Genomic DNA, 24432 nt, shown 5'->3' with positions numbered 1-24432 from the left:
CGCTAGGTATACCAAACCAATATAAAACACGTTTTTTTAGTCAGTCAACACCTATACAAGTTGTTATGGATTCACATAGCTCTGAAGACCAATAAGTTCAAAAAGTGAATTCTCTATAGCTTCTAATTCTTCTTCTCGCTCAAATCCTTTACAACCGTGGTAGTGATAAACGGTCTTGTTACTATTTGCATATTGCATCGTTAACATCGTACTTGGGTGATCAGTCCACTCTTCTTTGCATGGACTTTCTTCTCCTTCTGGCGTCCATCCATAGTTATCACGAAATGTTTGGAAATCACTGTTATCTAACAGGCGCAATATCCTTTGAAAGAGGTCAGAATCGTTTGGAAGCCTATATATTCCTTTGAGTTTTGTATGAGCTTCTCCATTAAAGACAATCACACCATCTGAAAACACACTGACCTCATAAACTGGGCATGTACCAAAACAAGGCATTTTAGCAAGGCTAAAAACGTCAGTTGAGTTGGGGGTAGCCAATCCATTTAGAGAAAAAAATAACAGAGAGTAAATAATACTTTTCATTTATTTATCCTTAGCACATTACTTTCGAGTATGTGCAGCGTACCAATGGTCTGTGCAGCAGGGCCGTTAAGACAGACGTGATAATGAGTCAATTTGTTATATGTAAATTTAAACGCCAAATTCATGTTTAACCTCATAAGCAACCCATACTTCTTTGGGGTCATGCAGTATACCGCCAACATTTATATTGATGCTGGGCTGTAATTTAGCTAATTTTAAAAATACGTGCCTTGTTTATTTCTTATCTGCTGAAAACGACAAAAGAATACAAGTAATAAGAATTAGGCAGCCCATCCCCCCTTAAACAACACTTTTCAAATGTATAGTTGATTGCGCTTAATTATGGTTTTTCGCGCTCGACTTGGCATACAAATAGGCAGGTAATGCACAACTTAACCCTACAGTAAGGTTTATCGCAATAAACAAAAAAGGCTTAGGGTTAGAAGGTATTTTTGACTCTTTAAACATAAATAACCAAAACACAAAAGAACTAATAAGCAAGTCAGCACTAAAGCCTCCAGCCGCACCATTTACAAATAGAGACTCTACAAATAAAGGAATATTTAAACCTTCTAGTTGTATAAATTGGAAAAAATACAAATAGGGAATAACGCCCCCTAGTATGGCTAATAAAAGATACACATTTCTCATTGTGAATAACCCCTTTAACGAGACTGTTGAAAAAGACTCAGACTTAAAATTAAGTGTACAGTATGCAAAAACACATCAAGAAGTGCACTTCCAATTAGAATCTAAGCTATCAAAAACATCCAAATTTATCTTGGGTGGGTGTCTAGATAAGCTATTAGATAAGATCTTAATCTTCGCCCCTTAAAATAAAGAATATCGTAAGTCTAGATGACTAAATATTAAATCAACGTTTCTAGCCCCATTGATTATTAAACATGATTTACGCAGCAAGGTCTTGCTGGCTTAACTTGTTATGGTTACTTTCTCAGCTCTTGATTTCATTAACTTTAACAAGGAATGATGAAAGTCTCGAAAGATCAACTCTCCCCAAATTCTTGAATACATACCAAAATTTGTATTGTCTACCAAAGTAGTATTTAAGGTTAAGACTGTATTGCCATCTGGGTTTTCAACAATAAAGTATCCCCCCGTCAGTGGCGAAAAGTATTCACCACCTAGTTTTACATGCTTATCTAATGCGTTATCCGGAATCGCCTCAGAGTCAATATCAAACGAATACGTCATTTCTCTATTTAACTCCCAGGATGTAATCACTTCTTTAAATACCACACCTTTTTCCCATTCACTTATCCTAACTGCGCCAACTCCATCTGCATTCATGCTTGCTTTAATTGGTTGAGGAACACCAATTAAAGAAGTTAGAGATATCCCCATTTCATCAGGTTTTATGTCAGCAACTCTTCCAAGCTGTTCCCAAACAACATTTGGGGGCGCATGAATGGTAATGCTATTTTCAACAGTATAAGTACTTGAGAGTTTTACAAAGTTGACTTCGAGCGGAGCAATAAGAAGAGGAAATAATGCCACTGACATTAAGGTTGCATTACGTTTTTTTGAAAAATACCGGTGTAGATATCCAGCAGTGACCCCGCCCACACTCGAAAAAAACATAAAAGCAGGTAAAGCCATTGCTACACAGATACTGCCCTCCAATAAAGTTACCACGGTCGCAAGCAAGAAAAAGAAAATAGGCTGCCACGAAATCGTTATCATTTCCCCTAGAGTGAGATTCTGTTGAACTTTACATTCAAAATGTATGCGAATAAATCCAATAACAAAGGGAACAAAAAACATAAACGAAATGGTCACGACTCCCCCAAGATCTCTCAAGGCTTCTAATTCCCACAATACTCTTATTGATAGGCCATACAGTACACCTAAAGATATTCCAATGTACTTGGGAAGCTTAGTATTCATTTATAGTCATCACATTGATCATATTAGGGTATAGAGCACGTTGTCATCGAGTAAATTTCTCACAGATTCTCAAACTAGACACTCAAGATAAAATACTTACATAAACTCGCTTAGATTCTAACTGGAAGTGCACCACCTAGTTCATTAATATTGGGAGTCTAAATAAGTTCACGGTTTGTTAGGCATCTACTTGCCAAGGTTAACGTCATAACCTAAATACTCAATTCGTAGATCTGGAAACTCAAATTCGTCTTGAGGTTCAATCTTTCGAATAGAAATCTCTTTTAAAACCCTAGTACTTAACTTTAAATCTTCTTTCGTAGAAAAAGCAGAACCTTCTAAACCAGCTAACCTTAAGGGGATTTCCTTAAGGTATTTAGATAATAAAACAGTTCTATGCCTTCCATTCATAAAGTAAGCAATGCCTTTACTTATGTATAAACTAGGAGCTATAAATTCTTTTTCATATTCATCATTTTCCGTAAACCAATATATATGAAAGGCATCTTTAATTTCTTTAGAAGAACGGCAAGCTAAGTCTTTTGAGTCAATAACAGCCAAAAGTCTTTCTGTGCTTACCAAGTGAAGCTCTTCTCCACTATTTGGCTGAGATATTTTAACCCTCACTTTGAGCATACTCCTAAATGCCTAACGCCAAGCTCAGCAGCCGAAGGTCCGCTGGAGCTTCTTGTTAGCACTGGAAAAATACTCTCGGCCTCTAAGAGTTTTTCCATAAATCGACTCAGACTCTAACAATGCTTGCTCCGGCCCTAACTCTCCATCACGAATAGCGAGTATTGATTTCGACAAAATTGCAAGATCTTTACAAATTAGTTTCGATTCGCTGACGTTTTCGACCATATAAATAAATTGACTTTCGTTTTTTACTGACTCTAATGTTTCAACACATAGATCCATAGCAATATCTGTAGTGCTTTCATAGATTATATTATCTTCGCTATAGCGAGCCTCTAATATTTCATCGTTGTCCAGCGAAACCTCTACTAATCGAGGCCAATCTTTGGATACTCGGCCACCACTCAGATACTTGAGCCAATCTTTATGTATAGGTGAAATATCAACATGGTCTATGCAAGCGAAGAAACTTATATTCCAGCGTTTACTTTTCCGCATAATACGTAAGTATCTTCTGAGGATACCATCATTACTTATTTCGATTTCCCTTGGTTTATCGTTGCTCATAGGACACTTCCTTGCTGTGCTAACAATATTAATAAGACGCAAACACCCGTGTTTAAAAACAGTGTTTGCCGTATATATCCGTAAGGCTATTTTAGACATATGCTCTAAGTGTTTGCAACGAAGTCAGTTTTTTCTAAATCTGAGATTTGGCGATGTGGAAATAAAACGAAAGCCTAATGGATGAAGTGAATAATCCAATAAGTAAAGCGCATGTTTTAAAGCTTAGCTTTGTAGCTATTAGCACTCGCCCTAGTTTACTTAAAATTAATAAAGCAGTAGTGTTGACGTATCCACGACATTCATTCTAATAAAAATAAAACATGTGAGGATTTTATGAGTATGCGACAACTAGTGTTTGGGCTAATAATAACGTTATCGTTATCGACAATAAGCCACGGGCAAAGTTTTCCAGATTTTAAACAAGAATTCCCAGACACCCTTAAGGTGATGTACCACGTGCCTGTCACCATGCGCGATGGGGTTAACCTTACCACCGACATTTATTTACCTACCGCAGACGGCAAGTACCCCACCCTATTAATACGCGACATGTATACCAATGGCTCAAGCGCCGGCAGACAAAAATATGCCAAATTTGCGACCGCTAACGGCTATGCCTTGGTGTTTCAATCTGTTCGTGGCAGGTATGACTCAGAAGGTAAATGGTATCCTTATTTTCAAGAAATAAACGATGGTGATGACACCCTTACTTGGATTGCAAAGCAGTCGTGGTCTGACGGTAAAGTGGGCATGTTTGGCTCGTCGTACCTTGCCTCAGTGCAGTGGTTGGCAGCTATCAATAAAAACCCTGCGTTGGTTGCCATTGCGCCGGCGGTTAGCCCGGGCAATTATTATCGAGATGTGGCTTATCCAGGCGGTGCGTTTTCTTTATTATCTCGAGCGAGTTGGGGTATAGGCCTAGCGGGCAGTAGAACCAATATGTCGTTCCCTATTGATTGGGTCAATGGTATTAGCCACTTACCTTTAGAGAACTTAGCTGAAAATGTTGGTTTTAAGGTCCCTCACTTTCAAGATTGGCTTAACCATCCTTCTTACGATGACTATTGGAAACCTTTAAATTTAGAAGCCCGTGCCACAGAAATGGCTGTACCAGCGCTCAATATTGGCGGTTGGTTTGATGTGTTTTTACGCAGCACCATAGGCAGTTACCAAACAATGACGAAAGAGTCGGCGTCGGCCACCTCTAGAAACGGTCAGCGTTTAATCATTGGACCATGGCCACATGGCTGGAACAAGTCTTCAAAATTAGGTGACGTAGAGTTTGGTGAAACCTCACTGATTGATACGCCCGACATGTTAATCGAATGGTTTGACTACTGGATGAAAGGCAGTGATGCCAATTCAAATTTGGTAACGGGAAAAGCCCCTGTACGCATATTTATTATGGGTGAAAACGTATGGCGCGACGAACAAGAGTGGCCATTAGCCAGAACCGAGTATCGCCCCTATTACTTACATGCCGATAAGTCGTTGTCTGATAAAGCGCCTACCGCAACATCAGGCGCCCTTAACTATGATTATGATCCTGCCGACCCAGTTCCTACCCTTGGCGGCAATATTATGATGCCTAAATTACGGGGCCCATACGATCAAAAGCCCCTTGATGGCCGCAAAGATATTCTTAGATTTGTGACAGAGCCTTTTACTAAAGCGACAGAGTTTACCGGCCCAATTAGTGCTGAAATTTATGCATCAAGCAGTGCACCCGACACAGATTTTATGGCAAAACTCATAATTGTGAAGCCTGACGGCACTGCCTTTAACTTGGTTGATGGTGTAATTAGAGCTCGTTACAGAGAAGGCTTTGATACCCCTAAATTAATCGAACCCGGAAAGGTCTATAAGTATGAAATCGACATGTGGGCCAGCAGTTATATGTTGTCGCCCGGTGACCGTATTCGTATTGATGTAACTAGCAGTAATTACCCAAGATTGGCCCGAAACCTTAACACTGGGGCAGACTTTGCGAAAACCTCACAGATGAAGATAGCTAATCAAACCATACACATGAGCAAACAATATCCGTCTAGCATTATACTGCCGATGATCCCAAGCGAATAAGCGGAGTTAAAAGATAGCAACCTAATTAGCGGTAGCCTCTTTGGCTACCGCTAATTTTTAGTTACTTTCGGCATCAGGTAACATGATCCGCAACTTTGCCATTTTTTCATAGTAAGGCTGTACTTCTTTTACCACGTTTAGCTGTTGTTCATTGAGGGCAAAATCTCGCTGCCCATAAGGTGCAAACCCTGTAGATTTCTCGACACTGTGATACCAATGTTTGGCCCATACTCCGTCAGACTCTCTAGGACCTTTTGGCCAAGCTAACATCCCCATATCAAAAGGTATCGCTAACGCCTTACACACTTCTGACAAGATATACTTTGGGTTTTTAAGAACATCATTTGAGTCAATAACAGGAATACTCTGTCCAGTAATTTGCGTTATCTCATCGTACAGTTCTGCTTGTCTAACAATACCTATATCTTGAGCACGGCATTGCCCCATGCTGTTTGTGTATGAATTAACAACTTGAGCGGGGTCACGAATTAAAAAGCAATGTTTAAGATTTTTGGTCCACGAAAGGTCCACACCATCTAACATGTGATGAGTCATATGTTTTTGGTATTGAAGTGGCGTTTTACAGTGTGTTTGGGTCAAATTTGTCACGACCTCTTGGTAATCAGTACTTTGCTCGGCAAGTATGTCTTCAAAACAAGGGTGAGGACTTTGGGTTTGCTTTAAATAAAAACCATAAAAAGGCTCATCTACCACCTCACAATCGCTGCGGTTTTCCCAACTTCTCATCATAGCGGTCGAAATATTACGAGGGCCAGACCACATAGCAATTCGGGTTGTCATAGTTATTACTCTCTCTAAGGGTTAATTTTTAAAAGCTAATTCAAACCTTAAAACTCTGCTTCAACTTTAAAGGTCATTAACTCGTTACTTTTGGGGTGTCTAATCGTCAGGCTTTGGGCATGTAGGTGTAAACGATTAGTGCGAACGCCGTATAAATCGTCTCCCACTATGGGCATATTTAACCCGTCTGCGTGGGCACAGTGCAACCTTAATTGGTGAGTACGGCCCGTATGCGGAGTAAGCAATACTGTAGCTTGGTTGGTATCCGGGTAACGCTTGAGCACTTGCCAATAGGTTTTTGCAGGCTTGCCGTCTTTGTGGCAAATAATCTGCCTGGGCCTGTCGAAATAGTCGCCTCGCATTGGCAGGTTTATTTCACCTTGTTCTTGCTCTGGTAGCCCTGATATTAAGGCGACATATTCTTTATGGACATCTCTGTGTATAAATTGCTTTTGCAAAAATTTATTCGCTTTGGGGTTAAGCGCTAACACCATTAATCCAGATGTAGACATATCTAACCGGTGCACAATTAAAGGGCCAGTAGCATCAGGAAACTGCTGCTTAATGCGCAAATACACTGAGTCAGATATTTCTTTACCGGGCACAGATAAAAACTCTGTGGGCTTATTAACAATAACGATATCTTCATCTTGATGGATGATTCCTAAGGTTTTACCTTCAGCACAGTTTTGAATAAGAGGGTTATCCTCAACCTCTAATCCAATTAGCATGTGCTTTAAAATAGGGTGGCATTTGCCCATGCAAGCTGGGTAATATTGTTTGTGCTGCCTGATTTCAGACTTAGGTGACGCCCCCCACCAAAACTCGGCCATAGCCAAAGGCGTAAGCTGATGTTCAAAGGCGTAATGTAACAATTTAGGTGCGGCGCATTCTCCTGCTCCTGCAGGAGGTGTTTTAAGTGCGGTTTCTGCAAATATGTCTAGTAGGCTTTTAGGCACTAATGCTTGGTTTAAAAACTGATATTGAGAAAATATTTTGTTTTGTAAGTTGGCAGATAAAGTTTTTCGTTGTCCCTTTAACGTAGCGATATCTGCAGTCAATTCTGCAAGCTGATGCTGCGTTTTTTCTATCGCGCTTTGCGTTTCGTTGGTTAGGTCTTTTAAGCGCCATTTATCATAAACACTTTGCACCGCTAATTCTTTAAGAGCGTCTTCGCGGCTATCATTATCTTCTTGGTTTGTTAGCGCTTTTCGCTTGGCTTTTCGCGCTTTGCGGTTAGCTATTAACTCTTCTCTAAGCGTTGCTAATTGCTGCTCACAATCAGCTTTAACCTGTTCTAACTGCTGTGTTAAAACCACTAAATTAGGGGCATTTTCTTTGATTTCTATTTGTTCATTTAACTGGTTAATCGCGACCTGTTCAGCCAGAAAAAAACTATCTTTAGCTAGCAAATCAAATACAGGCGGGACAAAACCATTAATATGACTTTTTTTAGCTAACTTACCTGAAAAAGCAGAAATATAGCCGATATTTCCTTGAATATTGCGCACCAGTAACACACCAAACATCTTGCCAATAATGAGATTGGGGTCATCAGACAAACCAAAATTGTGATACCAACTTTTTTGACTTTGCAGATAGCCTTGCAATTGCTCTGCAGCAAGCATGCACAAAGGATGTGGCTCATAATAAAATGGGAATGTAAAACGCTCCGGCAATGCATAGTTTTCAATAGACACAGTGAAGTCAGTAAAACATGCGTTTTCAAACGCTTTTAATTGGGGGCTAATATTCAATAGTTTGGGAGTCACTGTGATAGTTTTTATTGCACCCATAACATTTAAATGACAAGTACATAGTCTGCCAACTAAAGGTTATGGGTAATCGAAGTGTTGGCTTACTGTAAACCTGCCTGTGTTTCTAAATAGGTAGCAAAACTACCTAACCAATGGCTTCCCATGTAATGCATATCGTGAATAACCGAGTTTATGCCAGCCTCTTTATGGTTTTTAGCTGCGTTGATGATTGCGTTTTTTCTGGCATCTTGATCACTCAGTACCGACGCAATGCCCTCTAACATCCAAGCGCGGCTTAAATTTAGCCCATCTAAATGGGCAAGTTTGCCATCACTTTTATCAGAGACAGTGGCAACGGTTAACCAATTAGCACTGCCATCAGTGGGTATAGAAGGTAAAAAATCAGCTAACCACTTAGCGTATTGTGCGGGCGCTAATACTCTGCGCATCAAGTCTGCTTCGGCAATACAAGGCGACAAAAAGTCTTGTCCAGAAGGCTCGTAATTGAGTGGGCAATTCACATCGTTTTTATATAAACGATTTACGGTTGTCGTTAGTAAGTCATGAAAGCCTTGATTGCCGGTAGTCACGCTCCAATCTAACATAAGCCCAAACGCAAAAGCGGTTTGGCTGTGCTCACCTACACGGATAGGAAAAGCCAACTTAGGTAGCCAATCACTCACATTTGCAACAATCTTATCTTCCAAAGGCTTAAGGATAGCTAGCCACTCTTTTGCTTTAGGGTTATCCCAATGGCGTAATTCACTCGTTAGTTGTAAAAACCAAGCCAAACCATAGGGGCGCTCAAAACTTGTGCCTGTATTTGGTCGGTTAAAATAAGCAAGTTCTGCAGTAATGTTTTCAGTCGTAAAGCTTTGCTCAAGGCTATCTAGAATATCCTGATAATGCTCAGACTCTGGATATTGACTAGCAATGCGGGTTAGCAACCAATGCCCATGCACCGATGAGTGCCAATCAAAACAGCCGTAAAATGCTGGGTATAATTGTTTAGGCGTTTTTACATGCTCATCGCCCGTCATCATATGTTTAACAATATTAGGGTATTCTTTATGAACGCATTCAAGCGCTAACTCCGCGAAACGGTTCATGACTTGAGCTTCAGTTGGCTGGTTTAGAATAGTCGTAGTATTACTAAAGGCATTAACACAATAAAAAGCCGCTAACGCACATGCTGTGATTATTTTCATTATTATTTCTTTTGGACATGAAAGGTCTATTTATAAAAAATAATAAACGCTCACTGCAGCCATAGCAATACAGAACATAACCAATACTAAAGTCGAAGGTGACTATAAGGCAAAAATTTAATTATGACATTCAAATAGTTAGATACTAGCCTATTCATAAAATAGTGATTGCATAGCAGTCAATTTTTGCATTTAATACTAAAGTTTGTACAAGTTGCGACCGATTACTCTAAATAGATAAGGATGTCTGTTAAATAATAATAATAAATAGGCCAAAGCATTTTGAATACGTTACTTTCTAATAATGAACAACAGTTAAAATCTGCCATTCCACTCATTAAAACCTACGATGAACGCCTACAAGCACTCAACCATTGGTGGGGAAAAATATCTCTAATTGGTAAGATTAATAGTCAAAATGTGTCTGATAGTATTCTTGAAGAAATGCACTACACAAGGGAAAAGTTTTCAAAACTACAAGGACGCTTAATTGAAAATTTATTAAAAGCCCACTTACAAAAACGTATTGCAGACGACCACAACAAATCTCAAGTGGCTATAGATATTCTCATTAGGAATTTGTTTGAACGTACAGCGGATGTAGGTTTTTTGGCTACCGATGATGATATTAGGGCGTTTTTATTAAAGCCAAACAAAGACGCAAATGATGTATTAACACTTCAAGCACGGTTACAAGAGTATGTTAAGAAATATAGTGTTTATGATGAAATCATAATTCTGGATCCCCAAGGAAATGTTCAAGTTAACTTAGACCCTAACAGCAAGATCACCCACAGTGATGACCCTTTAATTGCCAACACACTAAACACCAGTGAAGACTACGTAGAAACCTTTCGTAAAAGTGATCTGCAGCCACAACTTGAGCACTCATTAATTTACTCTTGTGCAATTAAAAGCAACAACCATCAAAACGCAGATACGCTGGGTGTATTATGTTTATGCTTTCGGTTTGATGATGAAATGCAAGGAATTTTTAATAATTTACAGGCAGAGAGCGCTGCCAGTACCATTACGATTGTGGACAATAAAGGGACTGTCATTGCGACTAATCACCCAGATAAAATATCTTTAAATGATAGACTCCCTAAACATGAAGCTCCCATCATAGTAAAATTTAACAAGCACGAATATTTGTCGACCCAATCTCATACCAAAGGGTATCAAGGTTTTATGGGGCTATCTTGGTGTGGCCAGGTTATGACTCCTTTAATAGAAGCTTTTAAGCACTCTAAAGATACCCAAGATTCACAAAAAGACGCCTTTACTTTGTTAGATTCTGAATTATTTTCTGACGATCTGAAAGAAATATATAGAAGTTCTAGTTTAATCAATGACGACCTTAGCTTAGTGGTGCTAAATGGTATTATTGCGGCTGCTAGAAATAATGCTGTTGAATTTATGCCTGTGCTTTCCGAAATCAAAAAAACGGGCCAAGGTATAACCTCTATTTTTTCAGATTCTATAGATAACCTTCAAGACACAGTATTAAGTGCTAGGTTGAGTGACGTTAGGTTTTTCGCAAGTCTAGCCATAGATATAATGGATCGTAACCTTTACGAAAGAGCCAATGATTGCAGATGGTGGGCATTAACCACTGTTTTTAGAGAGCATTTGCAAGAACTTGAACTAACCGTGCAAGCGAAACAAGAAATTACAGACATCCTGCATTACATTAATGACTTATACACTGTCTATACCAACCTATATGTATACGATAAAAATGGCATTATCATAGCCGTCTCAAACAAAGAGCAGGCGGACATGATAGGCAAACCCACCGAGCAGCACAGTGGGGCACAAGAAGCTCTGCAAAACACCAACTCTCAGACATACTCGGTATCAAGCTTTACTCCGAGTAACCAATATCAAGACGATTACACTTATATTTATAATGCATCCATTACTAGTATGCAGCAGCCTACAGTCATTGGCGGTATTGGTATAGTGTTCGATAGTACGCCTGAGTTCAAAGAAATGCTGAACGACACCTTACCGACAGATGAGCAAGGTGTTGCATTACAAGGATGCTTTGCTTTCTATTGCCAAAGAGACGGCATGATTATTTCTCATACCCAGAACTCACCGCAAAAAGTGGGTGAAATTCTCGATTTAGACAAATCCTTATTAATGCTAGGCAATGGCCAACAAGATTCGTTATTACTGAATTACAAAGGTACAAATTATGCGGTTGGAATATCAGCATCCAATGGCTATAGAGAATATAAAACCACAGGTGACTACAATAACGATATTGTAGCATTCGTCATGCTACCCAGCTAAAAGGACAAAAAACACAACTTAAGGTTAACTATTGTTAACTTTAAATTCTTCCTAAAATGTGTTTTCAGTGTCTAAGGCACTAAAAATACCTTCCTTATATCAAAACAATGATCAACCAAATCGCCCATCAGCTCCTTTTCTCTTAAGCTAGCTATTAAAATGTGATTATTTACTTATATTTCAAATACTTAGATGTAGAACACACACATATTTTCGTAAAAATAACCTTTGGAGAAGCGCATGTGGCATAGTAGCGCCATTAAATCATTAAAAAATACCGAGTTGGCCTAAGGCTTGGCTCAGGCATTTTTTTCACATGGGAACACTCTATGAAAATATTAATTCGTAACTTAGATCGGGCAACCACAGAAGATGAGCTTAAGCTGTTGTTTGACGAATATGGAACGGTGCAATCTTGTAATTTAGTTGTAGATAAGGTCAGTGGCAATTCAAAAGGTTTTGCGTTTGTTGAAATGCCAAAGGCAGGAGAAGCAAAAGCAGCAATAAAAAACCTAAATTATAAAGAACTTGGAGATAGTAAAATACGCGTGAAAAAAGCAGAAGATAAAACACCGGAGACACCTAGCAACTAACCCAGTGATAAAAAGCAATAACATCCCATGAGGTAATTAAGCTGATATGGGATTGAGTTCATCCAAAATATCAAATAGCCCTGTTTCGTCGACTTTAATATCTGCTACTGTTTGATTTTTCATTCTGCTTTGAGCATACACACTTGCATTGGAGAGAACATCTTCATCTATGCTGAGGCAGTTATTGTGTTGTGACAAAGGCTCAGGATGCATGGCCATCCAGAGCTGAGCAGAAGCTAAATAACCCGTCTCTATTAATTTCCCTGCATTATTACAGCCTTGCCAATATTCTTGGTTAGCTTCTAATGGTGAACTTCGATAGTGATAAAGCTCTGAATTTTCACCCATAGGATGTAAAGCGGATTCTGAGTCTTCAAAGCGTGGCCTGTGCAAGCTATTTGGCTCTAGCATTGCCATTAACAAGGAAAATTTAGCTCCTTGTTGCGACGCTCGATTGATGTCGCCATTAAACTCAAAATCATTGGACAAAGCGAATTCCGCAGAGCCTTTGTCTAATGTATTTTCAGAACTTAACAATTTAGATTTACACCAATAAAGTACTCGTTACTATATTTATCGCGTTTGATAGCAAAGACTTTAGGTAAATCTATATATTCGTAACCTAACCTTTGACATTTCAAATTAAATCACCAGAATGTCTGGTCAGACTTTTAGTCGCTATATTTTATAGTTACAACAAGCTATCTCTTTAACTTATGACTACTACTTGTATTATTTAGGAATTTTTTTAATGAATAGACTGCTTACCGCTATCTTCCCTTGGGCGATACTTACTATCTCTCCTTACGTATTTTCCGCTAGTGACAGCAGCTTATTAAATACTAAAAGCAATAACTCTTTAATCGAGTCTCGAATAGTGGGCGGTGAGGTAGCCGATGTTAGTGATTGGCCATGGATAGCGGCGTATGTAAACACCATCAATGTTATAACTACTAGCTTAGAAGTTGACAATATTAGCTATACAAGTGATTACTTTACTTACGGTGTAGCTGGTTCCGCAAGTGCCGAGCTTGTGTCATGTGGCATTGCGGATGAAATATGTGTGGATGCCGATGCAAAAATCTGTCTCATTGAAAGAGGCGAAATAGACTTTTCTGAAAAAGCTGATAACTGTGAAGCTGCAGGCGGTGTAGGCGCAATCATTTATAATAATGAAGATGAGGGAAACATTGAAGGCACCTTAGGAGCGGATTACACAGGTACTATACCTGTATTAGCAATTACTCGAGCAGATGGTTTAACTCTGTTAGAAGAGTTAGGCAATATAGCAAGTATAAGTGTTAGTGACTCAACTTCCCTAGCACAAGAGATAGTTTGCGGAGGCTCTTTTATTGGAGACAAATGGGTAATAACGGCGGCCCATTGTGTGGAAGACGGTAGCGCTAGCTTTCTTAAAATGAATATAGGAGAGTACGACTTATCAGACGGCGCGGATAACGCCATAGACATTGCTAATGTATACATACACCCTTCATATAACAGCAACACATTTGAAAACGATATTGCCATTGTTGAATTAGTAGAATCAGTAAATACATCAGCGGTAACCATTGCGACTTCAGAGGTAGCCTCTCAATATGCTATTGAAAACAGTTTAGCCACAGTGGCAGGTTGGGGAGGCACAACCGGTTATGAACCAGGAGAAGGCGCTACTTCAGGTTTCCCTGACATCTTACGTGAAGTCGACTTACAGTTAATGACTAATGAACAATGCATAGACATATTAAATGAGAATGTGTTAGTTGATGACGAAGATATAACCAGTAACATGATTTGCGCTGCTATTCCTGAAGGTGGTAAAGGCTCCTGCCAAGGAGATAGCGGTGGGCCATTAGTTATTAATACTGGTTCAGGGGTACAACAAGTTGGCATAGTAAGCTTTGGGTTTGGCTGTGCCGCAGAAGGCTACCCTGGAGTGTATACCCGAGTATCTCAATATATTGACTGGATAAATAACATAACAGGTGGTGTAGCCATCGAAACCCAGTTTGACTTTGGTAGTGTTATAGAGGGAAATTCTTACACTGAAGACTTTACGGTATCTAATAATAGTGTATCAACAGCTACATTAAGCTTTGAGGTGACAGGTAGTACAGCTGTGAGTATAGATAGCAACAATTGCACTACTCTTGAAGCAACTGAAAGCTGTGAAGTAACGGTAATTTACACTCCATCAATTAGTGAAGACTTAAATGCAATTGTTAGTATTGTAACTGATGACGAGAACATACCAGCAAACAGCTTGAGTTTAACCGCACTAGCACTAGGTGAGTCCAACTCAATTGGAGCTTTGGTAGGAGAAACAGCGGCAACTTGGTTTAGTGGAGGTTCTGAAAGTCTAGGTTGGGTTTCTAATGATGTCCAAGGTATTGAAAGTGGCGCCATTAGTGACTTACAAGAAAGTACAGTTGCAGCTTTAGTAGATGGCGAGGGTACATTTACCTTTGAGTGGGCTGTTTCATCAGAGGAAAATACCTCTTTGGAGGCCTCAGATGAGGACTACGAACCCTATGACGCACTATTCGTGTACTTAAATGATGAATTACTCGATTATATATCTGGAGAAGTTGAGTTCAGTGAGTACAGCATAGAGTTATCAGCAGGTGAAAACCTTATTACTTGGGTTTATAGTAAAGACTTAAACACCAGTGCTGGTGATGATAAAGGATTCATTCAGAACGTCAGTTTTACGCCAGTAGACACTGAAACATCAACCCCTATCACTACAACTAGTAGCTCTTCAGGTGGAGGGAGTATGGCTTGGCTAACCCTGATGATGTTAGGTAGCTTAATGGGTAGATTTGGGTTACAAAAGATGCATAAGTAAACCAAGTACAATTAGAAAACAGCGACACAAACTCACTTTTAACTAAGTGAGTTTGTGTCTTTTTGAATTTATATCAACTCAGCCAAATCATCTAAGCAAGACATAACCTCTTGCCCTGCACCTTCCATTTTAACTAGATATTTCACGGCTTCATCTTTATTGTTCTCAGCGAAGAGCTGCATTGCTTTTAAGCCATTTGAATGCACTTCAGCATGGGAGCGGTCTAAACTTCTGAAAGAGGTATTATCAGAGTACTTTTGTTTTCCTTCACCTTGGTACCACTTCCTTAAACGACACATTTTATGGTCTGCAAAATCATTAATTCCCTTATCTTTCATTCCATAAATAACAGCATAAACTTCACTTTTCCAAACAATATGATCTAGTTTAACAGTTTGAATAAAGGAGCGATGAGAGCTAGTGGTTATTGCATCTTTCATGGTATTACAACAAGCAATAATTGAACTGAAATTATTGTCTAACTCACTAACGCCAATAGATAGAGTATCGTTGTTATCTTTGATTTCATCCACCGAATCCACAGCACTTTTGGTTGATGAAATAATATCACCTACTAAATCTGCTACTTCGCTCGCTGATTTATTGGTTTCATTTGCAAGAGAACGCACTTCATCTGCAACCACACTAAAGCCTCGCCCGGCATCGCCTGCTCTAGCTGCCTCTATAGCAGCATTTAAGGCTAATAGATTGGTTTGATCTGATATACTTGTGATAGTCGTTACGAATGTATTTATATTATCGGCTTTATCAGAAAGACCTGAGATATTGGTAGTCATTGCAACCATTTTTGAACTTAAGCCAGCCATTGACTTAGCTATTGTGTCTAAAGATTCTGTTGAAGTGTCAAATAACTGGTTTATATCTGTTATGGATTCACTCTGCTTTTCAATACGTTGAAATGAATCAAGCACTGTCTGCCTGATACCTTCAACCTGGGCCATAGAATCAATAGTACATTTAACTAATATTTTTTCGTAATTGTCAGGTGATGATGCAGCTAAAGATTTAGCCTCCGCGTTGGCTTTAAGTTCTATATTTTCTGCTCGTAAAGCGTCTAATTGCTGCGATAATTCAACCACAGTTTGCTGTAATTCTTTTCTCTGTGATTCTACTTTTTTATGCTGTGAAGAAAAAACAAACATAGAGATCCTTTATTTACTCATTTCATAAGTTAGTATCGACATATTAGTTTAAATTTTAAACAAACCAAACGTCGAATTATAGAAAAACTACTTCTTTAGCTTTTCACTTGTTGCCATGCGGCTTCCATTTCATCTAATCCTGCTGACTGAATTGAAGACTCATGATTTTTTAACGTTATTTCTACTTGTCTAAAACGCTGCTCAAATTTGTTATTAGCCTTAATTAAAGCACTTTCGGCATTTACATTAAGGTGTCTGGCAAGGTTAACCACAGAAAATAATAAATCACCAACTTCTTCTTCTATTGCTTCTTGATTGGGATTATCTGCTTGGACTTCTTGCAACACTTCTTGAATTTCTTCATTAACCTTTCCAACAACAGGCTCAAGTGTAGACCAATCGAACCCGACTTTGGCACATTGTTTTTGGATTTTGTGAGCTTTTAATAAAGGGGTTAGGCCACTAGGTAAGTTCGCCAAAACACTCTCATCGCTATCTTTTTTGGCGTTAGCTCGTTCTTGTGCTTTGATGGCATCCCATTGTTTTGATAGTTCTAGATCATTTTTAGCTTTACTGTCTGCAAACACATGGGGGTGACGACGCACCAACTTATCACTTACTCCACGAACAATATCGTTAAAGGTAAATGCTTGTTGTTCTGCCCCTAACTGACCATAAAACACCACTTGAAACAATAAATCTCCAAGCTCATCTTTTATATCTCTCATATCTTTACGGGCAATAGCATCGGCCACTTCATAGGTTTCTTCGATGGTATAGGGCACTATGCTTTCAAAAGTTTGTTGTTGATCCCAAGGACACCCTGAAACAGGGTCTCGCAAGGTTTTCATGATATCAAGTAGCTGCTTTATAGCGGTATCTGCAGATTTCATTTGTACTTAACTATTGTCACTTTTATATACATTAGTTACACCTTTCACTGATTGGAGGCGAGCAATGGTCTTCAAAAGGGTGGTTAAATCTTTCACCTCAACATTCAGCTCTATCTTAGCGGTATTAAGCCGGGTATCACTTGAACTATTAACCCCCAACAAACTGACTCTTTCGTTGGTTAATACGGTGGTAACGTCTCTGAGTACACCCGCTCGGTCGGTACTTTGTACCACCACTTTAGTCTGAAATGCTCCTTGAATATCACTCGCCCAATTTACATCTATTTGACGTTCTGGGTGTGTTTCAAGTAAATGCGCTAATTGATCGCAATCTTCCCTGTGAACGCTTACCCCTCGACCTTGAGTAATATAGCCTTGAATTGGTTCACCTGGCAGAGGCTGACAACAACCCGCAATTTGATGCAGCAAATTACCCACACCTTCTACTACTATAGTGTCTTTTTTAAGGTTTGAAGGTTTTCGAGATACGATTTTTAGATCTAATGCAGGCTCAGGCTCTGGCGCATGCTTTTGCTGCAAATAATGAACAACTTGCATAATACGAATATCGCCCGCGCCTAAGGCTGAATATAAATCTTCCAGACTCTGCATATTAAAGCGCTCAGTCGCATCACTGGCCACTTTACCATCAATGCCTAATTTACCTAGCTCTCTATCAAGTAACTCTTTTCCTGCTATGGCATTTTTACTTTTATCTTGTCTTTTAAAGTAAGTTTGAATTTTGGCCCGCGCCCGAGAAGAGTACACATATCCTAACCCAGGATGCATCCAATCTCGGCTAGGATTGGAATGTTTACCCGTTAACACTTCGACTTGGTCGCCCGTTTGTAATTGATAGGTAAAAGGCACAATTCGGCCTCCTACTTTGGCACCGTTACACCTATGACCAACATTACTATGAATGTAATAAGCAAAATCCAAAGGAGTAGAGCCCAACGGCAAATCAACCACATCACCATTTGGTGTAAACACGTACACTCTATCGTCAAACACTTGGCTTCGGAGCTCTTCTACCAAATCACCAGAGTCCGAAACTTCATCTTGCCACTGCAAAATTTTACGCAGCCAATTTATGCGCTCTTCATATCCTGTGCGCCCAGAAGCAGTACCTTCTTTGTAACGCCAATGGGCAGCCACACCTAACTCTGCGTCTTGGTGCATTTTATCGGTACGAATTTGTATCTCTATGGTTTTGCCTTGTTTTCCCAAAGTCACAGTATGAATAGACTGATATCCGTTAGCTTTGGGTGTTGCAATATAGTCATCAAACTCTTGTGGTAAATGATGCCAATGGGCATGCACCACACCTAGAGCAGCGTAACAGTCCTGCAGGCGTTCAGCTATGATTCTGACAGCACGGATATCGTACAGTTGCTCAAAACTTAGGTCTTTTTTGTGCATCTTTTTCCAGATGCTATAAATATGTTTAGGCCTTCCATAGACCTTAGCTTTAATTTTTTGCGCATCGAGAACAGATTGTAATTCTTCTACAAAATCAACGATATAAACTTCTCTATCGGTTCTGCGTTCGTCTAATAATTTAGCAATTTGTTTATATGACTTAGGGTGTAAATAACGAAACGAGTGATCTTCTAATTCCCACTTAAGCTGGCCTATTCCCAGCCTGTTAGCTAATGGCGCATAAATATTGGCACATTCACGAGCCACTAGAACTCGAGTTTCTTCATCTTCATTTTTTACTTTTTGTAAGGCACAAATACGTTCTGCAAGTTTCAGCACTACAGCTCTTACATCTTCAACCATAGCGAGCAACATACGCCTAACGTTATCGATTTGTGCTTCATCATTTTTGCGGGCACTGTTAGCGCGAGTATGTAAAGACTTGATGGCATCCATTCGCCTTACCCCGACAATTAACTTCTGAATGCCTTCACCAAATTGCTCGGTTATCTCACCTTCATTTAATTGGTGAACTTCACAGTAAGGATAGATAAGAGCCGCTTGTAGGGTTTCATCATCCATATGTAACTCATGGAGAATTTCCACCATTTCTTGGCCGGTCAATAATATTTCAGGGATATCCGAAACGTCACGAATCTTCTGTTTACTAGATTCAGGCAAGTTGAGCCCCGCTAACCACTCTGAGAATGGAGGGCGCTTTTCTTCATGTACTTTACGAATTGAAACCATAAAACAAGCCTTACTTCAGATATATCTATTTAGATATGTAAATTGGGACTTTCACAATCCATTGCTCTTTCGTGAGTGTCTCTCACAGGTCTGGATATTAAACCTAAAAATCATCCGCTTTGTCTTGCCACAACAAGGACAATTTTAGCACCAATCGAGGGCATTTTATTAAAGTGACTCTAACACCACAGTCACAACAGCGTAGTGTTTTTCATCAGAAATCGATATAAAACTATTAGTAATCTGTTTTTGTTCGCAAATTTCAGCGAATTTACCTGTAAAAACAAGACTGGGCTGGCCTGATGGAAGATTTATAACTTCGACATCTTTAAACCCTACTCCGTTTGCAATACCTGTGCCTAGGGCTTTTACCGCGGCCTCTTTCGCAGCAAATCGCTTAGCTAGAAATTGAGCTGGAAACTTATGAGTTTCAAATATTTGCAATTCGGCCGAAGTTAAAATGCGCTCGGCTATACGAGTAGAGTGACTAATAAGGTGTTCCATACGCACAATTTCAACTATGTCAGTGCCTAACCCTGCTATCGCCATAGATTCATTACACCCTAGCTTCTTGCATAAGTCTACGCATGTCACTCACAGCCTTTGCCAAGCCATCAAAAGCTGCGCGCGCTATGATTGCATGGCCAATATTTAGTTCATACAACTCTTCTATGGCCGCAATAGGTTTAACATTATGATAATGCAAACCATGGCCCGCATTAACTTTAAGACCTTTTGAGTGAGCGTATTTTATACCTTCAATCAAAACAGCTAATTCTTTTTGTTGCGCTTCTTCATTTTCGGCCTCGGCATATTGACCAGTATGAATTTCGATATAAGGAGCACCAGCGACTATCGCGGCATCGATTTGCGTTTTATCCGCATCGATAAACAAAGAGACTAAAATGCCTGCTGCCGCCAAGCGTTCGCACGCTGCAGTCATTTTAGTTAGGTTACCGGCAACGTCTAAACCGCCTTCTGTGGTAAGCTCTTCACGCTTCTCAGGTACAAGACAACAAAATTCAGGCAGAGTTTGCTCGGCAATCACTAACATCTCATCGGTTACTGCCATTTCTAAATTCATTCGAGTTTGAATGGTTTGCATTAAAATTTGTACGTCGCGGTCAACAATATGTCGTCTATCTTCTCTTAGGTGCACAGTTATACCATCTGCCCCCGCTCGTTCGGCAATTTCAGCCGCATGAACAGGATCTGGGTACTGTGTTCCCCGAGCATTACGCAGTGTCGCTATATGGTCAATATTCACACCTAGCAAAATCTCTTTCATTTAAGCTCCTCACTTTTTCTAAAACCACTTTTAGTCCATGTTTGTTGAAAAAGCTCTCTGCTTTTCAACGGTTTATGTCCTAGTAAGTGGGCTAATGCAGTACGCGTTATGTACTTTGCACATTTTAAACTATCTGTCGTCCAATTATCATTACCCATCGCAATAAGAGATTGACCAGAAAAACAATTAGAACCTATCGAGCCCGCACCTATAGCTGTAACGCCTTGTTCTAACACTAAGCAATAATCGATATCGGGCTCAACGGGCTGACTGGTTTCAAAATCATGGAGCAAGTCTATTCCATATCCCAGCTCATCCAATAAAATAAGCTCAAACTGACGCAAACAGGGTTCAACTTCACAATCACTTTGCAGTAAAATCAAGCTTTGAAAATAATACTCGTAAAGCTCTGGGTGAGGGACTTCTTTAGGTAATAGCCGATTCAGTAACTCATTTAAATACATGGCACAAAACAACTGATGGCCACCTAAATTAAGCATTCTACCGTTTGATTCTAGCTGATTGAGGTTTCGAAGTTCATGTTTACCAGAAACACTAAATAACAGTGGTTGAAAAGACTGTAGTAAGCTTTTTTTATCGCTTTTATTCCCTCTGACGCCCCTGACCACTGCACTTATCTTACCCATTTCTAGGGTAAATAGATCAGTTAGGTAACTGGTTTCTCTGTATGCTCGACGGTGCAATACAAAACCATGTAGTGGCTCAGAAACCAACAGAAATAACCTTATGTATGGGATTAATTAAGCGTTTGCTTAACTGACTTTAATGCGTACCACTTTCATGGCTTCAAATTCCATTCCAGCGATATCTTCGGTGATAGGATAATACGTTAAATTGACTCTAGAGCCAGTGAGGTTTTTATACATTTTTCTACGACGAAATTTAAAAGGCACATCAGTCCCTTCAATCATCAGCGTATTGGCAAACCAATCATCGTCTTTTCTTTGAACATGAGAGACCACAGACATATCTTCTGAATGTGTGAGGTTATCGTGCTTATCTAGTAACTTTTCTACGTCGGATTTTTTTGCCATAACATTTTTTAATTCGATAAAAAAACTAGTCTAGCACTTTTCGGGAATTTCATAAATGCTTAAGCTTCAAACAGCAGCATTATAAAGCAAGCAAACCATCAACCATTAATTGTAAGCTGGTTTTTCCACGAAATTCATTGATATCTAATTTATAAGCCACGCTCACATGGCGACAATCTGGATTTGGCCACAACGCTAAGTCAACGTTAAAAGCAATGGCGTCAATTAATATTCCACTTGCATGTTTGAGCATCATTTTTAAATGCTTACTGCCCACAAGGCGCTGATCCATCAGTTGAAATTCACCATCAAATAACGGTTCTGGAAACTGCTGACCCCAAGGTCCGGCATCTTTTACTAGCTGTGCGAAACCCAAGGTAAAATCTGCAGCATCTAGATCACCATCTGTCACCAACTCGCCTGCTAAAGGTTTACCCTCTAGGGCTTCTTCAGCCAATTGGTTAAATGCTTGCTTAAAAGCTTGTAGATTTTTTAAAGGTAAACTTAAGCCTGCCGCCATCGCATGGCCACCAAACTTACTAATAATATCTGGGTAACGACTATTTAACTCTTCTAGTAAGTCTCGAATATGTAACCCTGGAATAGACCGAGCAGAACCTTTGAGGGTATGGTCATCGTGATGCGCAAAAGCGATTGTCGGGCGATAGTATTTCTCTTTTATGCGCCCCGCTAAAATACCAATTACCCCTTGATGATAGGTATCCTCAAAAAGCACTAAACCAAAAGGTAAGCTATTAGCTTCTAGGTTTAGGTTATCCAATGCTTTAACTGCCTCTTGTTGCATTGAACCTTCAATTTCACGGCGTTCTCGGTTTAGGCCATCAAGTTGTACTGCTATTTGCCGTGCTTTAGTGTCAGAGTCTGTCAGCAGGCACTCAATACCCAATGACATGTCATCTAAACGCCCTGCTGCATTCAGGCGCGGACCAATCACAAAACCTAAGTCAGATGCCTGCATGCGGCGCTTATCTCTGGAAGCTACTTCCATAATGGCTTTTATACCAGGGCGACATTTATTACCGCGAATACGTTGTAAGCCTTGATGCACCAATATTCGATTATTGGCATCAAGAGGCACCACGTCAGCGACAGTCCCTAGGGCGACGACATCGAGTAAATCTGCCAAGTTTGGTATGGGTATTCCCTTTTGTTCAAACCACCCTATTTGTTTCAACTCAGCCCTTAACGCCAACATCAGATAAAATGCGACCCCCACCCCAGCTAAGTTTTTAGATAAAAACTCACACCCAGGTTGATTCGGGTTAACAATAGCATCAGCATTGGGTAGAGACTCTGCCGCTAGATGATGATCAGTGATCACCACACCCATCCCTAAAGACTTAGCCTTTTCTACTCCCGCAAAACAAGCTATGCCATTATCCACAGTCATAATTAATTGTGCTTTTTGCTGATAAGCTACATCTACAATTTCTGGGCTTAAACCGTAACCAAAATCAAAGCGATTAGGTACTAGGTAATCATGGTGCTTTGAGCCCATCCATGACAAAGACAACATACTCAAGGCGGTACTGGTTGCACCATCAGCATCGAAATCACCAATAATCATAATTTTTCGCTCTGCCACAATAGCGTCAGCGAGTAACTTAATTGCTTTAGATACCCCAGTTAAATCTTGATAATGCAGCAAAGATTGTACGTTTTTCTGCAGCTGCGATTCACTTTCTATGCCTCGATCGGCGTAAATTTGTTTGATTCTAGGGTGGATTGAATCCGGTAAGTGACTACTATTTTGATGTTCTCTGCGGCGTATTTGCACATTAGGCATAAGGACTATCTATATTTTGAAGGACAAAAACAAAAGCCCGTATATTACGGGCTTTATATAAAATCTAAAAGAAGGTTTACAGTATATCTTTAAGGGCTTCTTCTAATTTGCTTGGTGGTTGATACCCTGGGATAACTGACCCATCAGGCAGAATAATATTTGGCGTACCGCCTACTCCAATTTGCTGACCAAAAACGTACTGTTCTGCAACTTTGGTACTACAGTTTTTGCTAGCAATATTTGCTCCTGCTTTTGCATTATCCATTGCCTTTTGAGGGTTATCAGCACACCACACAGATACCATGTCGTTGTAAGACTCACTATTTAAACCTGCTCGAGGAAAGGCCAAATAACGTACGGTAATACCCAAATTATTATATTCATCCATTTGATTGTGCAGCTTACGACAATATCCACAGGTGATATCAGTAAACACATTCACAACGTATTTTTCATCTTTAGCTTTGTATTCAATTAAGTCATTTTCAAAAGTCTTTAAACCATCAATACGAACCTTACCTAAAGTGTCTTCAGTCACATTACGCATGCTATCTTCTACATCAAAGATGCGAGCTTGCAATAGATACTTACCGTCTGTGCTGGTATAAAATAAACCACGCTCAGTCAAAATTTGTAACAAACCAGATACAGGTGCATCACCAATGGAGCTAATTTGCATCCTTAAATTGTTCTCAATTTTAGATTTCACTTGATCATATTCAGCAGTCTCGTCTGCCGCAGATGCAGTGTAACTAACGCTTAATAGTAAGCCCGCTATGATGTTGCTAATTTTTGTCCACTTTTTCATTG

Annotated in this window: 22 protein-coding genes; 4 read left to right on the top strand and 18 right to left on the bottom strand. The window is 39.7% G+C overall.

Annotated features, from left to right (window positions below):
* Positions 1 to 63 precede the first annotated feature (63 nt).
* The 5 genes from ABJE44_RS05800 to ABJE44_RS05780 form a co-directional block, all read right to left on the bottom strand.
* Positions 64 to 543: a DUF6438 domain-containing protein gene (locus tag ABJE44_RS05800; RefSeq protein WP_348113225.1), complete on the bottom strand. Its 480-nt coding sequence runs from the start codon at positions 541 to 543 to the stop codon at positions 64 to 66.
* Between the two features lie 336 nt (positions 544 to 879).
* On the bottom strand, positions 880 to 1194 hold the full coding sequence (locus ABJE44_RS05795; protein ID WP_348113226.1) for a DUF2834 domain-containing protein: 315 nt from the start codon (positions 1192 to 1194) through the stop codon (positions 880 to 882).
* 282 nt (positions 1195 to 1476) lie between these two features.
* Positions 1477 to 2451, bottom strand: a complete 975-nt coding sequence (locus ABJE44_RS05790) for a hypothetical protein (RefSeq protein WP_348113227.1) — start codon at positions 2449 to 2451, stop codon at positions 1477 to 1479.
* A gap of 186 nt (positions 2452 to 2637) precedes the next feature.
* Entirely contained in the window at positions 2638 to 3087 is a 450-nt protein-coding gene (locus tag ABJE44_RS05785; RefSeq protein WP_348113229.1) for a hypothetical protein, read from the bottom strand.
* A gap of 24 nt (positions 3088 to 3111) precedes the next feature.
* Complete coding sequence (locus ABJE44_RS05780) at positions 3112 to 3585, bottom strand: hypothetical protein (RefSeq protein WP_348113230.1); 474 nt, start codon at positions 3583 to 3585, stop codon at positions 3112 to 3114.
* A 402-nt stretch (positions 3586 to 3987) separates the two neighbouring features.
* On the opposite strand from ABJE44_RS05780, the gene ABJE44_RS05775 reads away from it, so the two are divergent.
* Positions 3988 to 5736, top strand: a complete 1749-nt coding sequence (locus tag ABJE44_RS05775) for a CocE/NonD family hydrolase (RefSeq protein WP_348113231.1) — start codon at positions 3988 to 3990, stop codon at positions 5734 to 5736.
* Positions 5737 to 5793: 57 nt separating this feature from the next.
* Here ABJE44_RS05775 and ABJE44_RS05770 read toward each other — a convergent pair whose 3' ends face one another.
* From ABJE44_RS05770 to ABJE44_RS05760, 3 genes are all read right to left on the bottom strand, one after another.
* Positions 5794 to 6537, bottom strand: coding sequence for an HAD family hydrolase (locus tag ABJE44_RS05770; RefSeq protein ID WP_348113232.1), 744 nt, complete (start codon positions 6535 to 6537; stop codon positions 5794 to 5796).
* 47 nt (positions 6538 to 6584) lie between these two features.
* A complete protein-coding gene (locus ABJE44_RS05765; RefSeq protein WP_348120682.1) occupies positions 6585 to 8294 on the bottom strand; it encodes a pseudouridine synthase in 1710 nt (569 codons plus the stop codon).
* Between the two features lie 101 nt (positions 8295 to 8395).
* Positions 8396 to 9502, bottom strand: coding sequence for a DUF2891 domain-containing protein (locus ABJE44_RS05760; RefSeq protein ID WP_348113234.1), 1107 nt, complete (start codon positions 9500 to 9502; stop codon positions 8396 to 8398).
* 282 nt (positions 9503 to 9784) lie between these two features.
* Here ABJE44_RS05760 and ABJE44_RS05755 point away from each other — a divergent pair, with 282 nt between their 5' ends.
* Both ABJE44_RS05755 and ABJE44_RS05750 read left to right on the top strand, forming a co-directional pair.
* The gene (locus ABJE44_RS05755; RefSeq protein WP_348113235.1) at positions 9785 to 11803 is read left to right on the top strand and encodes a hypothetical protein; all 2019 of its coding nucleotides are present in this window, start codon (positions 9785 to 9787) and stop codon (positions 11801 to 11803) included.
* A gap of 329 nt (positions 11804 to 12132) precedes the next feature.
* On the top strand, positions 12133 to 12396 hold the full coding sequence (locus ABJE44_RS05750; protein ID WP_289029171.1) for an RNA-binding protein: 264 nt from the start codon (positions 12133 to 12135) through the stop codon (positions 12394 to 12396).
* A gap of 36 nt (positions 12397 to 12432) precedes the next feature.
* Here the strand turns inward: ABJE44_RS05750 and ABJE44_RS05745 are convergent, their stop codons facing one another.
* On the bottom strand, positions 12433 to 12933 hold the full coding sequence (locus ABJE44_RS05745; protein WP_348113236.1) for a VC2046/SO_2500 family protein: 501 nt from the start codon (positions 12931 to 12933) through the stop codon (positions 12433 to 12435).
* A 214-nt stretch (positions 12934 to 13147) separates the two neighbouring features.
* Here ABJE44_RS05745 and ABJE44_RS05740 point away from each other — a divergent pair, with 214 nt between their 5' ends.
* Positions 13148 to 15244, top strand: coding sequence for a trypsin-like serine protease (locus ABJE44_RS05740; RefSeq protein ID WP_348113237.1), 2097 nt, complete (start codon positions 13148 to 13150; stop codon positions 15242 to 15244).
* 68 nt (positions 15245 to 15312) lie between these two features.
* On the opposite strand, the gene ABJE44_RS05735 is transcribed toward ABJE44_RS05740, so the two are convergent.
* The 9 genes from ABJE44_RS05735 to dsbC all read right to left on the bottom strand — a co-directional run bounded on the left by ABJE44_RS05735 (position 15313) and on the right by dsbC (position 24430).
* On the bottom strand, positions 15313 to 16407 hold the full coding sequence (locus ABJE44_RS05735; protein WP_348113238.1) for a methyl-accepting chemotaxis protein: 1095 nt from the start codon (positions 16405 to 16407) through the stop codon (positions 15313 to 15315).
* Positions 16408 to 16502: 95 nt separating this feature from the next.
* Entirely contained in the window at positions 16503 to 17300 is a 798-nt protein-coding gene (gene mazG / locus ABJE44_RS05730; RefSeq protein ID WP_348113240.1) for a nucleoside triphosphate pyrophosphohydrolase, read from the bottom strand.
* A gap of 6 nt (positions 17301 to 17306) precedes the next feature.
* Positions 17307 to 19472 carry a GTP diphosphokinase gene (gene relA / locus ABJE44_RS05725; RefSeq protein ID WP_348113241.1) on the bottom strand — a complete coding sequence of 722 codons (2166 nt, stop codon included), beginning with the start codon at positions 19470 to 19472 and terminating at the stop codon, positions 17307 to 17309.
* Positions 19473 to 19640: 168 nt separating this feature from the next.
* Complete coding sequence (acpS, locus tag ABJE44_RS05720; RefSeq protein WP_133470067.1) at positions 19641 to 20021, bottom strand: holo-ACP synthase; 381 nt, start codon at positions 20019 to 20021, stop codon at positions 19641 to 19643.
* A 7-nt stretch (positions 20022 to 20028) separates the two neighbouring features.
* Positions 20029 to 20760 carry a pyridoxine 5'-phosphate synthase gene (pdxJ, locus tag ABJE44_RS05715; protein WP_348113242.1) on the bottom strand — a complete coding sequence of 244 codons (732 nt, stop codon included), beginning with the start codon at positions 20758 to 20760 and terminating at the stop codon, positions 20029 to 20031.
* Positions 20757 to 21494: a DNA repair protein RecO gene (gene recO, locus ABJE44_RS05710; RefSeq protein WP_348113243.1), complete on the bottom strand. Its 738-nt coding sequence runs from the start codon at positions 21492 to 21494 to the stop codon at positions 20757 to 20759. The genes pdxJ and recO overlap by 4 nt, the downstream gene beginning before the upstream one ends.
* A gap of 39 nt (positions 21495 to 21533) precedes the next feature.
* Positions 21534 to 21815, bottom strand: a complete 282-nt coding sequence (locus ABJE44_RS05705; protein ID WP_133470064.1) for a hypothetical protein — start codon at positions 21813 to 21815, stop codon at positions 21534 to 21536.
* Positions 21816 to 21894: 79 nt separating this feature from the next.
* On the bottom strand, positions 21895 to 23613 hold the full coding sequence (recJ, locus tag ABJE44_RS05700; protein ID WP_348113328.1) for a single-stranded-DNA-specific exonuclease RecJ: 1719 nt from the start codon (positions 23611 to 23613) through the stop codon (positions 21895 to 21897).
* Between the two features lie 85 nt (positions 23614 to 23698).
* On the bottom strand, positions 23699 to 24430 hold the full coding sequence (gene dsbC / locus ABJE44_RS05695; RefSeq protein WP_348113244.1) for a bifunctional protein-disulfide isomerase/oxidoreductase DsbC: 732 nt from the start codon (positions 24428 to 24430) through the stop codon (positions 23699 to 23701).
* Between the last annotated feature and the right edge of the window lie 2 nt (positions 24431 to 24432).

It is taken from the genome of Paraglaciecola sp. (assembly GCF_039942875.1).
Taxonomy (GTDB): domain Bacteria; phylum Pseudomonadota; class Gammaproteobacteria; order Enterobacterales; family Alteromonadaceae; genus Paraglaciecola.
The sequence above is the reverse complement of the archived record's forward strand: the minus strand, read 5'-3'. Positions and strand labels throughout refer to the sequence as shown.

Excerpts from the sequence above, each read along its gene's own strand:
- pdxJ (WP_348113242.1), bottom strand. The coding sequence starts at position 20,760 with ATGAAAGAGATTTTGCTAGGTGTGAATATTGACCATATAGCGACACTG.
- mazG (WP_348113240.1), bottom strand. The coding sequence starts at position 17,300 with ATGAAATCTGCAGATACCGCTATAAAGCAGCTACTTGATATCATGAAA.
- ABJE44_RS05750 (WP_289029171.1), top strand. The coding sequence starts at position 12,133 with ATGAAAATATTAATTCGTAACTTAGATCGGGCAACCACAGAAGATGAG.
- relA (WP_348113241.1), bottom strand. The coding sequence starts at position 19,472 with ATGGTTTCAATTCGTAAAGTACATGAAGAAAAGCGCCCTCCATTCTCA.
- ABJE44_RS05785 (WP_348113229.1), bottom strand. The coding sequence starts at position 3,087 with ATGCTCAAAGTGAGGGTTAAAATATCTCAGCCAAATAGTGGAGAAGAG.
- ABJE44_RS05760 (WP_348113234.1), bottom strand. The coding sequence starts at position 9,502 with ATGAAAATAATCACAGCATGTGCGTTAGCGGCTTTTTATTGTGTTAAT.
- ABJE44_RS05795 (WP_348113226.1), bottom strand. The coding sequence starts at position 1,194 with ATGAGAAATGTGTATCTTTTATTAGCCATACTAGGGGGCGTTATTCCC.
- acpS (WP_133470067.1), bottom strand. The coding sequence starts at position 20,021 with ATGGCGATAGCAGGGTTAGGCACTGACATAGTTGAAATTGTGCGTATG.
- dsbC (WP_348113244.1), bottom strand. The coding sequence starts at position 24,430 with ATGAAAAAGTGGACAAAAATTAGCAACATCATAGCGGGCTTACTATTA.
- ABJE44_RS05790 (WP_348113227.1), bottom strand. The coding sequence starts at position 2,451 with ATGAATACTAAGCTTCCCAAGTACATTGGAATATCTTTAGGTGTACTG.
- ABJE44_RS05770 (WP_348113232.1), bottom strand. The coding sequence starts at position 6,537 with ATGACAACCCGAATTGCTATGTGGTCTGGCCCTCGTAATATTTCGACC.
- ABJE44_RS05705 (WP_133470064.1), bottom strand. The coding sequence starts at position 21,815 with ATGGCAAAAAAATCCGACGTAGAAAAGTTACTAGATAAGCACGATAAC.
- ABJE44_RS05800 (WP_348113225.1), bottom strand. The coding sequence starts at position 543 with ATGAAAAGTATTATTTACTCTCTGTTATTTTTTTCTCTAAATGGATTG.
- ABJE44_RS05740 (WP_348113237.1), top strand. The coding sequence starts at position 13,148 with ATGAATAGACTGCTTACCGCTATCTTCCCTTGGGCGATACTTACTATC.
- ABJE44_RS05775 (WP_348113231.1), top strand. The coding sequence starts at position 3,988 with ATGAGTATGCGACAACTAGTGTTTGGGCTAATAATAACGTTATCGTTA.
- ABJE44_RS05780 (WP_348113230.1), bottom strand. The coding sequence starts at position 3,585 with ATGCGGAAAAGTAAACGCTGGAATATAAGTTTCTTCGCTTGCATAGAC.
- ABJE44_RS05735 (WP_348113238.1), bottom strand. The coding sequence starts at position 16,407 with ATGTTTGTTTTTTCTTCACAGCATAAAAAAGTAGAATCACAGAGAAAA.